Here is a 15079-nt window from a genome sequence, read left to right as displayed (position 1 = left end):
TAAAAAACCACGGGAAGCCTGAGCCGCGTGGGCTCGGCAGTCAACCCGGATTAAAGGCCCTCCAGCTCCGCCATCAGGTCATTCAACCGATCCACCTTCTCCTCGGTAATGTCGCTCGCCGCCAACCCATCGATGTACTCGGCCAATTCCGCCACCGTGCTGCACTCGAACATCGCCCGCAGCGGCACGTTGCGTTGCAGGGCTTTTTGTACCCGCGAGGCAATTTGCGTGGCCAGCAGCGAATGCCCACCAAGTTCGAAGAAGTTGTCACGCACGCCAACCTTCTCGACCTTCAACACTTCGGCCCAGATATCCGCCAAGGTCTGCTCCAGCCCATTGCCCGGCGCCTGATAGTCCTGGCTCTGCAACTGGCCGATCTCCAGTGCCGGCAAGGCCTTGCGATCGAGTTTGCCGTTGGCGTTGAGCGGCAGCTTGTCGAGCCACAACCAATGCAGCGGCACCATGTATTCCGGCAACTCAGCACGCAGGCGCTGCTTGATCCGCTCCAGTCGTTCGTTCGGATTGAGCGCCGAATCCGCTGCCACCAGATAGCCGACCAGATGCTTGCCGTTGACGCCCTCCTGCACCCCGACCGCCACGTCGCGGACTTCCGGCTGTTCATGCAGACGCGCTTCGATTTCACCCAGCTCGATACGGTACCCGCGAATCTTCACTTGATGATCGATACGCCCGACGTATTCCAGCACGCCATCACTGCGCCGACGGGCCAGGTCACCGGTGCGATACAGGCGATCCCCGGGCGCACCGAACGGGTTCGGCACAAACACCTGCGCCGTGCGCAACGGATCGCTCACATAACCGCGCCCGACCCCGGTGCCGGCCACACACAACTCACCCACCGCCCCCAACGGCACCAGCTCCAGCGCGCCATCGAGCAAGTACAAACGGTTGTTGTCGGTCGGCGTACCGATCGGCAGATAACTGCCACGGGTCGAGGCCAGGTCGATGCGGAAGAACGCCACATCGTCCGAGCATTCCGCCGGGCCATAAGCGTTCACCAGCCCCGTCTGCGGGTAACGCAGCAACCATTGATGCGCCAGTTCCGGCGGCATCGCTTCACCGGTCGGCAACATCCAGCGCAGGCCATCGAGGCTCATGCAGTCCTGGGCGAGCATGCCCTGAATCAGCGACGGCACGCTTTCCAGCACGCTAATGCCCTGGCTCTGGACGTGGGCCAGCAAGCCTTGCGGATCATGGGCGATGCTGTTCGGCACGATGTCCACCCGAGCGCCGAACAACGGCGCCGCGAGGAACTGCCAGACCGAAATGTCGAAGCTTTGCGAGGCAGTCTGGGCGATCACATCGGCGTCACTCAGTTTCAGGTACGGCACCTTACTCAACTGGTTATTGAGCATGCCGCGCTGCTCGACCATCACGCCCTTCGGCAGGCCGGTGGAGCCTGAGGTGTAAATCACGTAGGCGAGGTTGTCCGGGCCGCTGTAAATACCCGGATTGGCCACCGAAACATCGCTCGCCTGCACGTCTTCCCAGACCAGCAATCGAGGCCGGTTGGCACATCCGAATTCCTCCAGCAGCGCGACGGCTTGTTCACGGCACGCCTGGGTGCAGACCAGCAACGGCGTGCGGCTCAGGTCGATGATGCGGCTTAGACGTTGACTCGGAAGGCCCGGGTCCAGCGGCAGGTAACCGGCACCGGCCTTGAAGCTGCCGATAATCATGCCCAGCAGATCGAGATTACGCTCGGCGAGCAGCGCCACCGGTTGATCGAGGCCGACGCCTGCAGCGATCAAGGCATGGCCGAGACGGTTGCTGCGCTGGTTCAACTCAACATAGCTGTGTTGCTGATCGAGATAACTGGCGGCAATCCGCTGTGGATGCCGGGCAACCTGCGCTTCGAACAATGAGACATAGCTCTGCTCCAGCGGATAATCGTGTTCGCTCTGGTTGCAGCCATGGATCAGGAAGTCCTGCTCCTCGACGCCCAGCAGCGGCAAATCGGCCATGTCACCGTGGAAGCCCTCGACCAGCGCCAGCAACAGGCGCTTGAACTCACCGAGCATGCGCTCGACGGTGGATTCGTCGAAATAGCGCTGGTCGTAGGACAGGTGCAAACCCAGGTCATCCCCCGGATAGCAGACCGCCGTCAACGGGAAGTTAGTGTGGGTGCGGCCCGAATCCGAAGTGGCATTGAGGCTTTGCGCACGGTCCAGCACCGAGACTTCCACCGGGGCATTTTCGAACACGAACAGGCTGTCGAACAGCGGCTGGCCTTTCGGCAACTCGCTGTTTTCCTGAATGCTCACCAGCGGCAGGTACTCGTATTCGCGCAGTTGCATGTTGCTGTCGAGCAGACCGCTGAGCCACTGACGAACGCTGCAGCGCTGATCGTCCTCGGGCATTTTCACCCGCAGGGCGATGCTGTTGATGAACAGCCCGACGGTGCGCTGCATCTCTGGCATGTCCACCGGACGCCCGGCCACCGTGACGCCGAACAGCACGTCGCGCTCACCGCTCAAGCGACGCAGCACCAACGCCCACGCCGCCTGGGCGAAGGTGTTGACGGTCAACTGATGGGCCTGGGCCAGTTCGCGCAATTGTGCGCCGTCCCGGGGATCAAGCCTTGTGTAACGGTCGCCGACGATCATGCCGCCGCTGTCGCCGGCATGTTCACGCAGGAACGGCCGGTCGCTCGGAATCGGCGTGGTGCGCTCGAAACCTTGCAGGTTCTGCCGCCACCACTGTCGCGCCTCGGCCAGGCTCTGGCGTTGCAGCCAGCCGATGTAATCGCGATAACGCGGCGGCACGGCCAGTTGCGCTTGCCGGCCTTCGCCGAGGGCGGTGTAGATTTCGAAGAAGTCGTTCATCAGCAGCGAACGGCACCAGGCATCGATGAGGATGTGGTGGTTGCTCATCATGAACCAGTAGCGCGCCGCGCCGACGCGGATCAAACGCAGATGGAACGGTGCCTGGTTGAGCAGATCGAACCCGGCCTCGCGCTCGCTTTTCAGCAGCGCCTGCAGCTTCGGCTCTTGCTCTGCTTCGGCAACCGCGCTCCAGTCCAGATACTCGATCGGCGTGCTGCCGGGTTTATGGATCACTTGCAGCATGTCTTCGCCGACGTTCCAGCAGAACGACGCGCGCAAGGCTTCGTGACGGGCGATCACCGCTTGCCAGGCCTGGGCGAAACGCACCGGGTCGAGCTCGCTGTTGATGCGGTAGCGGTCCTGCATGTAGTAGAGGCCGGTGCCCGGTTCGAGCAAGGTGTGCAGCAGCATGCCTTCCTGCATCGGGGTCAGCGGGTAGACGTCTTCGATCATCGCTGCCGGAACCGGCAGTGCGTCGAGTTGCGGCTGAGTCAGTTTGGCCAACGGGAAGTCCGACGGCGTCAGGCCGCCCGCGTTGTCGCTCAGGCAGTGCTGGATCAGGCTGTGCAATTCATCCAGATACGCCTGCGCCAGGTCGGTGATGGTTTGCCGGTCGTGGCGTTCGGCGCTGAAGGTCCAGCGCAGCACCAGTTCACCACCGTACACCTGACTGTCGATGCTCAGTTCGTTGGGCAGCGGCGCATGCGGATCATGGGCCGCGCCGACCGGCTCATCGAGCGGACGGAACAGCGCATCGCTGCCGAAGCTCTGGTCGAACTGGCCGAGGTAGTTGAAGGTGATCGGCGCCACCGGCAGCGCGGCCATGGTCTGCCGACACAGGCCATCGGCCAGGTAACGCAGCACGCCATACCCCAGGCCTTTATGCGGCACCGCGCGCAGTTGCTCCTTGATTACCTTGATCGACGCACCCTGCTCACTCACCGGAGTGAGGCGCAGTGGATAAGCACTGGTGAACCAGCCGACGGTGCGGGTCAGGTCAATCTCGTCGAACAGGGTTTCGCGGCCGTGGCCTTCGAGTTGAATCAACGCCGACCCATGACCGCTCCAGCGGCACAACACACGGGCCAACGCAGTCAGCAGTAAATCGTTGACTTGGGTGCGATAGGCCGCCGGCGCCTGTTGCAACAGTTGGCGGGTGCGCTCGCTGTCGAGGCGCACGCTGACGGTTTGTGCGTGACGATTCTGCTGCCCGCCCCGAGGCCGATCACACGGCAATTCAGCGCTTGGGCCGGCCAGTTGCGCCTGCCACCAGCTCAATTCTTCCCGCAAGGATTCGCTGCCGGCATAAGCCTGCAACCGTGCGGCCCAGTCCCTGAAGGCACTGGTTTTCGCTGGCAGTTTTACTGACTGCTCTGCGTCCAGTTGACGATAAACCGTTTGCAGATCGTCCAGCAGCACCCGCCACGACACCCCGTCAACCACCAAGTGGTGAATGGCAATGAACAACCGTTGTTGCCCCTCGGGATCATCGACCAGCAGCGCCCGCATCAGCGGCCCTTGCTCAAGGTCGAGGCTGCGCTGGGCATCGGCGAACAGCGCGGCGCACGCGTCCAGGGTCGGCACGTGTACCTGCCACAGCACAGCGGCATCGGAAACCGCCTGATGCTCGGCTTGCCAACGGCCGGCGACCTCAGTGAAACGCAGGCGCAAGGCGTCGTGCTGCTCGATCACCGCCAACAGCGCTTGCTCCAGGCGATGCGGCTCCAGCACCACGGTCGGTTCCAGCAGCAACGCCTGGTTCCAGTGTTGACGCTGCGGGATTTCGGTGTCGAAGAACCAGTGCTGAATGGGCGTCAGACGCGATTCACCCGTGAGCAAACCTTGTTCGGCGGTGACCTGCTCGGTACGAGTCGCCACCGCAGCCAACGTCTGCACGGTCTGGTGCTGGAACAGGTCGCGGGGGCTGAAGTGAATGCCCTGCTGCCGCGCACGGCTCACCACCTGGATCGACAGGATCGAATCGCCGCCCAGTTCGAAGAAGTTGTCGTTGAGGCCGACCTGTTGAACGTTGAGCACTTCACACCAGATGCCGGCCAGGATCATCTCAAGTTCGTTGCTCGGCGCCACGTATTGCTGACGATTCAACTCCGGGTCCGGTGCCGGCAGTGCGCGACGGTCGAGTTTGCCGTTGGCGGTCAGCGGCATGCTGGCCAGCAGGATCAAGTGCGTCGGCACCATGTAATCCGGCAACTGAGATTTGAGGTGCGCCTTCAGCGCTTCGCGCAGTGCAGTTTGCTGCGCTTCATCCTGCTCGGCCACGTTTGTAACCAGATAGCCCACCAGTTGCTTGCCGCTCGGCGCATCGAGCGCCAGCACGACCGCTTCACGGATCGATTCATGTTCCAGCAGTCGGGTTTCGATCTCGCCCAGTTCGATGCGAAAACCACGGATCTTCACTTGATGGTCAATGCGGCCGAGGTACTCGACCAGGCCATCGGCGCGCTGACGGACAAGGTCGCCGGTGCGGTACAAGCGTCCGCCGTTCGCGGCAAAAGGATCAGCGACAAAGCGTTCGGCGGTCATCCCCGGACGTTGGTGATAACCCTGCGCCAGACCGGCGCCGCCGACATACAACTCGCCGGTCGCGCCTTGCGGCAGCAACGCCAGATCGGCGTCGAGAATGTACGCCACCCGAGCGCCGATCACGCTGCCAATCGGCACACTGCCCAGCCCTTCTTCCAATTGCTCGGGGGCCAGGCTGGCGAGCGGCATGACCACAGTTTCGGTCGGGCCGTAAGCGTTGAAAAACAGGCTCGGTTTGAACGCCGCGCGAATCCGCTGCAAGTGTTCGCCAGTCAGGGCTTCGCCACCGGTGATGCACATGCGCACCGGCAGGGTTTCGCCCTGGGTCGCCAGCCATTGCGCCAACTGGCTGCCGTAGCTTGGGGTGAAGCCGAGGATGTTGATGTTGTGGCGACGAATCAGCCCGCAGATTTCCTGCGCGTCCCACTGGCCTTGAGCGCGAAGGACCACCTGCGCACCACTCAATAGCGGCACCAGCAGACGCTCGGTCGCGGCATCGAAGTTGATCGAATAGAAGTGCAACTCGCAATCATCGGGGCGCATGCCGAAACGCTCGATCACCGCGCGGCAATGCATGGCGATTTCACCGTGGGACACCACCACGCCTTTCGGTTTTCCGGTGGAGCCCGAGGTGTAAATCAGGTACGCCTGATGCTGCGGCATACTGATAAACGGCAGCTCGCTGGCCGGGTAATTGGCCAGGTCCGCGGCATCGTCTTCCAGGCACCAACGACCGACGCTGGCCGGCAATTCACCGAGTGCTGCGAACATCGCCGCATCGCTGAGCAACAAACCGATGCCGCTGTCTTCGATCATGTAGTGCAGGCGATCCAGCGGGTATTCCGGGTCCAGCGGCACATAGGCGCCGCCCGCCTTGAGGATTGCCAGCAAGCCGATGACCATCTCCAGCGAACGTTCCAACGCCAAGCCGACCCGCACGTGCGGCCCGACACCGCGCTCACGGAGCATCCAGGCCAGACGATTGGCGCGGCTGTCGAGCTCGGCGTAGCTCAGGGTTTGCCCGGCGAACGTCAGCGCCGGTGCGCCCATGCGCACCAGCGCCTGCTCAGCGAACAGCTGATGGATGTATTGATCGAGGCGATGCTCACCCGGCTCGATGCCGAGGCTGTCGAGCAGGTTTTGCTGTTCAGTGGCGTCGAGCAATGGCAGCTCACTCAAGCGCTGTTGCGGATCGGCCAGCAACGCTTCCAGCAGATTGCGCCAGTGCCCGGCCATGCGCGCAATGCGCGGCTCGTCGAACAGATCGGTACTGTAAGTCAGGCAGCAACCCAGGCGATGGTCGAGGTCGGTGACTTCCAGGTTGAGGTCGAACTTGGTCGCTCGCGCATCGTTGGCCAGGTACTCGACGGTCATCCCGGCCAGGGTCCGGCGCTGCTGGAACTCCCAGCGCTGCACGTTGCACATCACCTGGAACAGCGGGTTGTACGCGGCGCTGCGCGGTGGCTGCAGGGCTTCGACCAAGTGATCGAACGGCAGGTCCTGATGGGACTGGCCTTCGATCACCGTGTGGCGAACCTGCTCGAACAACTCGCCCACGGACATCTGCCCGTCGAGCTGGCAACGCAGCACTTGGGTGTTGAGGAACGCGCCAATCAGCCCTTCGCTTTCCGGGCGAATGCGGTTGGCCACCGGCGCACCGATGCGCAGGTCGGTCTGGCCGCTGTAGCGGTAAAGCAGCACGGCCAGGGCGGCGGTCATGGTCATGAACAGGGTCAGGCCGTTGTCTGCGTTGAAGGCACGAACCCGCGCCGCGAGGTCATCGCTGAGGTCGAAGCGGAACAGTTCGCCCTGATGACTTTGCACCGGCGGACGCGGACGATCAGCCGGCAACTCCAGCAGCGGATGTTCGCGACCCAGTTGCGCAGTCCAGTAATCGAGCTGGCGCTGACGTTCGCCGGATTCCAGCCACTGACGCTGCCACACGCTGTAATCCAGGTACTGCACCGGCAAGGGTTGCAGCGGTGATTCGCGGTCATCGACGAACGCTTCGTAGAGCGCGCTGAGTTCCCGGGCGAAGATGTCCATCGCCCAGCCTTCGGTGACGATGTGGTGCAGGGTCAGCACCAGGTAATGTTCATGCTCGGCGGTCTTGACCAGGCAGGCGCGCAGCAACGGTCCGGTATCCAGATCGAAAGGCGTGTGCGCCTCGCTGTCGGCCAGTTGCTGGACTCGCTGCTCACGGGTATCGGCCGCCAGCGCGGAGAAATCCTTCCAGTCCATGCGTAGGCCGGTGTCCGGACGCACCTGTTGCCGGGCCACGCCGTCGATGCTCGGGAACGTCGTGCGCAAGGTTTCGTGACGCATGACCAATGCTTGCAGCGCCGCTTCGAAACGCCCGACATCCAGCACGCCACGCAAGCGCGCCATACCGCCGACGTTGTAGGCCGGGCTGTCCGGTTCCATCTGCCAGAGGAACCACATGCGTTGCTGGGAATAGGACAAGGGCACCGGTTGGCGGCGGTCGACCTTCTCGATCGGTGGCTGCCGGTTGGTTTTGCCGCTGGCCTGGATCAAGCGAACCTGTTCGGCAAACGCGCCCAGCTCACTGGCCTCGAACAGCGCCCGCAACGGTAACTCGACGTCGCAGGCCTGACGGGTACGGGAGATGATTTGCGTGGCCAGCAGCGAGTGGCCACCAAGGGCGAAGAAGTCGTCGCGCAGACCGATCTGCGTCTGGTCCAGCACTTCGCGCCAGATGCCGGCGATTTGTTGCTCAAGCGCCGTGACCGGTTCAACGTGTTCGCGAACTTGCCACTGCGGCTCCGGCAAGGCACGACGGTCGAGTTTGCCGCTCGGGCTCAGGGGCATTTTGTCCAGACGCATCAGTTGCGCCGGGACCATGTATTCCGGCAACTCGGCGGCCAGTGCGGCTTTCAGGCGTGCGGTTTGAGTGTCGAGGTCTTCAGTGGAATCAGTGGCGGTGTAGTAACCGATCAACTGCCCGCCGACCGCTGTTTCGCGCACCAGCACCACCGCTTGGGCGACGCCGGATTGTGCCAACAGCCGCGCTTCGATCTCTTGCGGCTCGACACGAAAACCGCGCAGCTTGACCTGCTGATCGAGACGACCGAGGTATTCGATCACGCCATCGGCGGTCCAGCGCGCACGGTCGCCGGTGCGGTACAGACGCGCGCCCTGCTCGCCCAGTGGATCGACCACGAAACGCTCAGCGGTCAGCCCCGGACGGCCCAGATAGCCCCGAGCCAAACCGATACCGCTGATGCACAGTTCACCCGGCACGCCGGCCGGCACCGGGTTGAGGTCACTGTCGAGCACCCGGCACAGCACGTTGCCCAATGGCCGGCCAATCGGCGAGCGCTCGCCATCGGCGGTTGTGCAGTGCCAGTGAGTGACGTTGATCGCGGTTTCGGTGGGGCCGTAGCGGTTGTGTAGTTGCACCGCCGGCAGTTGCGTCAGCAGGCGGTTGCGCAGTTCGACGGGCAAGGCTTCGCCGCCGCAGAACACCCGGCGCAGGCTGGTGCATTCGGCGGTCAGCGGTTCGTCGATGAACAGCGAAAGCAGCGGCGGCACAAAGTGCAGCGTGGTCACGCCGTATTGCTTGACCAGTTGTGCGATGCGGTGTGGATCGCGGTGTTCGCCGGGACCGGCGATCAGCAAGCGGCACCCGGTAATCAGCGGCCAGAAACACTCCCACACCGACACGTCAAAACTGATCGGGGCTTTTTGCATCAGCACGTCGGTATCGTTCAGGCGATAAGTGTTCTGCATCCATTGCAGACGTTCAGCGAGCGCTGCGTGCGTGTTGCCGACACCCTTGGGCTGGCCGGTGGAACCCGAGGTATAAATCACGTAGGCCAGGTTGTCGCCGTGCAGGTGCAAACCCGGTGCATGGCTTGGCCAGTTCTCCAGGTGCAGGGCGTCCATGGCAATCAGGCAGACGCCATCAGTGGCCGGCAAGCGGTCGAGCAATTCGGTTTGGGTCAGCAACAACTCGACGCCACTGTCGCGGAGCATGTAGGCCAGGCGCTCGGCCGGGTAATCCGGGTCCAGCGGCACATAAGCGCCGCCGGCCTTGATGATCGCCAGCAAACCGATCAGCAACTGCGGCGAACGTTCGGCGGCGATCGCCACGCACACGTCCGGGCCGACGCCTTTGTCGCGCAGGTAATGCGCCAGGCGGTTGGCCTGAGTATGCAGTTCGGCGAAGTCCAGGCTGCCGCCGTCCCACAGCAACGCGATGCGTTCCGGGGTCTGGCGTACTTGTTCGTTGAGCAGTTCCGGCAACCACTGCTGTGCCGGGTTGCACGGAGCAACGCTCCAGTCATTTTGCTGAGCCTGTTCGGCGGCGGTCAGCAGTTGCAGATCGCCGATCGCTTGTTGCGGACGCTCACAGACGGCTCGCAGCAGGTTGGCGAAATGCTCGGCCAGACGCTCGATGGTCGCCGCGTCAAACAACTCGCTGGCGTAGTCGAACGACAGGCTCAAGCGTCCGTTGCGGTCTTCTTCGCTGTGCAGTTGCAGGTCGAACTTGGCTTCGCGGCTGTGCCACGGCAGCTCTTCGGCGAGCAGCCCCGGCAGACGACGCAGAGCGCCGAGATCCCGTTGCTGATGGTTGAACATGACCTGGAACAAGCCTTGTTCGCGGGCCTGGGGGAAGGCCTCGAGCAGTTGCTCGAACGGCAAGTCCTGATGCGCTTGCGCACCCAAGGCGGCTTGACGGGTTTGCGCCAGCAACTCCACGAATGGCAGACGCGAATCCACTTCCGCACGCAGCACCTGGGTGTTGATGAAGAAGCCGATCAGCCCCTGGGTTTCCAGCCGTGGACGGTTGGCATTCGGCACGCCGATGCGGATGTCGCGCTGGCCGCTGTAGCGATGCAGCAGGCTCTGGAACGCCGCGAGCAACAGCATGAACGGCGTCGACTCATGAGCCTGGGCGGTCTGGCGAATGGCGTTGCTCAGGCTCGCGTCCAACCGCAGGGTGTGGCGGGCGGCGCTGTGGGTGTGTTGTGCCGAACGTGGGTGGTCGGTGGCCAGGCTCAGGGTCGGATGCTCATCACCCAACTGCTCTTTCCAGTAAGCGAGTTGCCGTTCGCCCTCCCCTTGCGCCAGCCACTGGCGCTGCCAACTGCCGTAGTCGGCGTATTGCGTCGGCAAGGCTGGAAGGCTGGCGGTCTGGCCTTGAGAGGCGGCCGTATACAGGCGCGAGAACTCCTCGATCAGCACGTTCAGCGACCAGCCATCGGCGATGATGTGGTGCATCGTCACCAGCAGTTGATGATCCTCATCATCGAGGCGCACCAGGGTCACCCACAGCAGCGGGCCGTTCTCCAGGTCGAACCGGGTGCGGGCTTCGTCCTCGCGGATTTGTTGCGCGCGGACTTCACGCTCGGCGGCCGGCACGTCGCTGATGTCGATCACTTGAAGATTGAATTCAGCGGCAGCATCGACCCGTTGCAGGGCCACACCGTCGCGCTCGAAAAACCGCGTGCGCAGGGATTCGTGACGTTCGATCAGTTGCTGGAAACTGGCGCGCAAGGCGTCTTCGTCCAGTTCGCCGCGCAGGCGCAAGGCGCCGGGAATGTTGTAGGCGCTGCTCTGCGGGTCGAGTTGCCAGGTGATCCACAAACGGTTTTGCGCCAGGGATTGCGGCATGGCGTCGTTGCGCGACAGCTGAGTGATCGCGCCTTGGGCGAGGCCGCCGTCCTGTTGTTGCCGGGCGACCGCGGCGGCGAACGCGCCGAGGGTTGGCGCTTCGAACAACAGACGCAGATTCAGCTCCAGAGCCAACGTTTCACGCAGGCGTGCGACCACTTGAGTAGCGGCGATGGAGTTACCGCCGAGCAGGAAGAAATGATCGTCGGCGTTGACTTGTTTGACCTGCAATTGCTCGCACCAGATCTGGCCGATCAGGGTTTGCAGTTCTGAACTCGACTCGCTGCTGCCTTCACTTTCGTTCGCTGCCGACGGGAAAACCGCATAGCTGTCGAGGCTGCCATCGGCCAGGCGATTGCGGCAGGCCGAACGTTGCAACTTGCCGCTGGAGGTCTTGGGCAGTGCCCCCGGATTGAGCAGCACCACCACGCTCGGCGCCTCCTGATACGCCTCGGCCACCGCTTGGCGGATGGCTTTGATCAGCGCCTCGGACGACAGGATTTTCTGCACGCTGCGGCTGATTTCCGCGGCAATGCCGATGCCTTCCTGACCCTCGAGATTGACCGCGAACGCGGCCACACGCCCCTTGCGCACCACCTCCACTTCGCGCTCGATGGTCTGCTCGATGTCCTGCGGATAGAGGTTGTGACCACGAACGATCAGCATGTCTTTCAGGCGCCCGGTGATGAACAGTTCACCGTCACGCAAAAAGCCCAGGTCGCCGGTGCGCAGCCAGGTGCGGCCCGCGTGCTGGACGAAGGTCTTGGCCGTGGCTTCAGGGTTGCGCCAGTAGCCATGGGCGATGCTCGGCCCGGCGGCCCAGACTTCACCGACCGCGTTGTCGGCGAGTTCTTCGAACGATACCGAATCGACAATCAGCACCGCATGATCCGGCTGGTTGATGCCGCAACTCATGACCGGACTGCCGTCGCCCGGTTCGGCGCGGTTTTGCGCCAAGGCCTGATCGTCCACGCGCAACGCCGGAATGCCCTGACCGCGCGGAGTGCCGGCAACGAACAGTGTCGCTTCCGCGAGGCCGTAAGAAGCCATGAAGCTGTCTGGCGTAAAACCACAGGCCGAGAACTTCTCGGCGAAGCGTTCCAGGGTGTCGAGGCGAATCGGTTCGGAACCGGAATACGCCACGCGCCAGCCGCTCAAATCAATGCGCTCCAGAGCCGATTCGCTGACGCGCTCGCTGCACAGTCGATAGGCGAAGTCCGGCCCGCCACTGATGGTGCCGCCGTACTCGCTGATCGCTTCCAGCCAGCGCAACGGGCGACCGAGGAAGTACGCCGGCGACATCAACACGCACGGCACACCACTGAAAATCGGCTGCAGCAGACCACCGATCAGGCCCATGTCGTGGTACAGCGGCAGCCAGCTGACGATCACGTCATCAGGATTGAGGTCAATGCCAAAGCCGTGACGAATCAATCGTTCGTTGGCCACCAGGTTGCCGTGGCTGACTTGCACACCTTTAGGCAAAGCGGTGGAGCCGGAGGTGTATTGCAGGAAAGCGATGTGCTCGCCTTGCAGGTCCGGCGCAACCCAGCGTTCAGCCAGGGCGTTGTCGAGGGTGTCGACACATAGCAGCGGCGGCGCCCCGTTGATTTGCAACAAGGCGTCGCGCAGGTCGGCGCTGGTCAACAGCAGGCGCGGCTCGGCATCGCTGATGATCGACAGCAGGCGTTCCTGATGATGACGACGGGTCGATTCCGGCGGATAGGCCGGCACCGCGATCACCCCGGCGTACAGGCAACCAAAGAACGCCGCGACGTAATCCGGACCGCTGGGAAACAGCAGCACCGCGCGATCACCGAGCGACGCCTGGGCCTGCAACGCGCCGGCAATGGTTCGCGCCCGTTGGTCCAGCTCACGATAACTGAGCACCACAGCCTGATCCTGGGCTTCGGCAAGAAAACGCAAGGCCACCCGGTCCGGCGTCAGGGCCGCGCGGCGCTGGAGGGCTTGGACCAGTGTGCTGGGGAGTTCGAACGCGTCGGTCATGAGGTTTCCTGCCTGAATTCGGCTTGCAAGTGGAATCGGTTTTCGTACGTCACGCCCGTTCATGGGCATGCAGGACGCGGTCTTCGCCGACCGCGCAAGGCATTGGGAATGCTGTTCTGGCCGGGGCTTGCGCCCGCAGCCATTCACCAATGAGAACGGATGAGGTCTTGGAATAATTAGTCGCCGGGCTTGAGCGCCGGCAGGCTTGTGGCCGGTGGGTGAGTCAGCGTGTCGCCGTTCTCGGTCCGCACCGCAACGGAGCATTAATTCTCTTTCTCAATTGACAATCATTATCATTCAACATAATTTGTCGCTCGATATGTAGGACGGCTCCGACCCCCTTGTCGTCCCACGACCCTATTTGCAGCAAGGTGATTTCCAATGACGGAACAAGTATCCACAAGCAGGTGCGATTCACCGCTACTTCAGGCCTTCGTCGACAACCGAATGATTCTGGTCAAGATTGCCGCCCGCATTACCGGCTGCCGATCCCGCGCCGAAGACGTGGTGCAGGATGCGTTCTTCCGGTTGCAATCGGCGCCGCAGATCACCTCGTCCATCAAGGCGCAGCTCAGTTACCTGTTCCAGATCGTGCGCAACCTGGCGATCGATCACTACCGCAAGCAGGCGCTGGAGCAGAAGTATTCGGGCCCGGAAGAAGAAGGCCTGAACGTGGTGATCCAAGGCGCTTCGCCGGAAACCTCGCACATGAATTTCTCGACCCTGGAAAACATTGCCGATGCACTGACGGAGCTGCCCAGCCGCACCCGTTACGCCTTCGAGATGTACCGCCTGCACGGCGTGCCGCAAAAAGACATCGCCAAGGAACTGGGCGTCTCGCCGACCCTGGTGAACTTCATGATTCGTGATGCGCTGGTGCATTGCCGCAAGGTGTCGGGCAATCGTGCCGATACCTTCGCCCGTCGTTAAACGCTTCGCGGGCAAGCCTCGCTCCACAGGGAATATTGCCTGTCACTGTAGGAGCGAGCGGTGCGGCGATCCGACTTGCCCGCGAAGACTGACTCAAGCCAACGAACACCGATCAAAAAAACGCTCACGCCCCAGCACCATCAGCGCCGCGCGCTTGTGCGGGAAGTCGAACTCTTTCTCGCAGTGAAAACACTGATTATGCAGATGCCCGATCATCTTCGCGTTGTCGGCGCGAGGTTCGGCGACCACCCGTTGAGTGCGCGGATCATCGAGAAACAGGTAGTGCACCAGCGCCGATAACCAACTCGCCACCTTGTGCGGGCCACGGTGATCTTCCTCACCCACCAGCATGTGAATGCCACGGTCGTAATCGCCGGCGTCATAGAACGGCGCAATGCGATCTTCCTTGGCCCAGTAGGCTTCAAAGTAGGCAAACGGCTGATCATCGAAGCAACCGATCAGGGTCAAGGTGTGCGGGTCGGCTTCGAGTTTGCCGAGGTATTCCCGATGCTTCTCGAGGCTGCCCTCCTCCTGCCAGAAACTCGCGACCCGCGGGCTGTTCTGCCAGCGGTTGAAACGCGCCAGGTCATGCTCAATTTCTACCGTGCGCAAGGAGACCCACGCACCGAGCCGCGCATCGAAGCGTCGATAGACCTCACCACGGGGTTTCACCGCACGCAGGGGATGGCGCTTGCCGTCACTGATGACCATCTGCTGCGGATAGCTATCGGTCAACGACTCACCCAGCCAAGGCTGAGGCAATTGCCAGAACAGCGTGCGTTCACAGCGATATTGACCGTTGACGTCGGTCGCGATCAGCAACCCGCTGAGCAAGGCTTCAGTGGGCACTTGATCGAGGTGCCAGGTCAGACGCTGACACTGCGCATCACGGGCAAACAGCCAATAACAGGCCGCCCAGAATGCTTGACCGTCAGGACGGCCAAAGCACTCCTCCAGCCACAGATGCAACTCGGGCTCACGGGTCAGCCGCAGTTCGATCAGCGGCTGCCCTTCCAGACTGAGGCTCAGGCGACTTGCGGTTTCATCGGCTACAAGACGGTTGCCTGACGGCAAGGCCAGGGCGGTCAGGTCATTCAGATTGGACATGGGTCGGG

Annotated in this window: 3 protein-coding genes; 1 reads left to right on the top strand and 2 read right to left on the bottom strand. The window is 62.7% G+C overall.

The window, feature by feature from the left end:
• Nucleotides 1–50 precede the first annotated feature (50 nt).
• Nucleotides 51–13034 (bottom strand): non-ribosomal peptide synthetase, encoded by a 12984-nt coding sequence (locus AC07VO_RS14590; protein ID WP_192351016.1) that lies wholly within the window; start codon nucleotides 13032–13034, stop codon nucleotides 51–53.
• 381 nt (nucleotides 13035–13415) lie between these two features.
• Here AC07VO_RS14590 and AC07VO_RS14585 point away from each other — a divergent pair, with 381 nt between their 5' ends.
• Nucleotides 13416–13964, top strand: coding sequence for an RNA polymerase factor sigma-70 (locus AC07VO_RS14585; RefSeq protein ID WP_026286708.1), 549 nt, complete (start codon nucleotides 13416–13418; stop codon nucleotides 13962–13964).
• Between the two features lie 93 nt (nucleotides 13965–14057).
• Here the strand turns inward: AC07VO_RS14585 and AC07VO_RS14580 are convergent, their stop codons facing one another.
• Nucleotides 14058–15071, bottom strand: a complete 1014-nt coding sequence (locus AC07VO_RS14580) for a GNAT family N-acetyltransferase (protein WP_018929982.1) — start codon at nucleotides 15069–15071, stop codon at nucleotides 14058–14060.
• Nucleotides 15072–15079: the final 8 nt, after the last annotated feature.

The organism is Pseudomonas sp. GW821-FHT03E01 (assembly GCF_059420765.1).
This window is presented reverse-complemented; position numbering and strand designations above follow the sequence as displayed.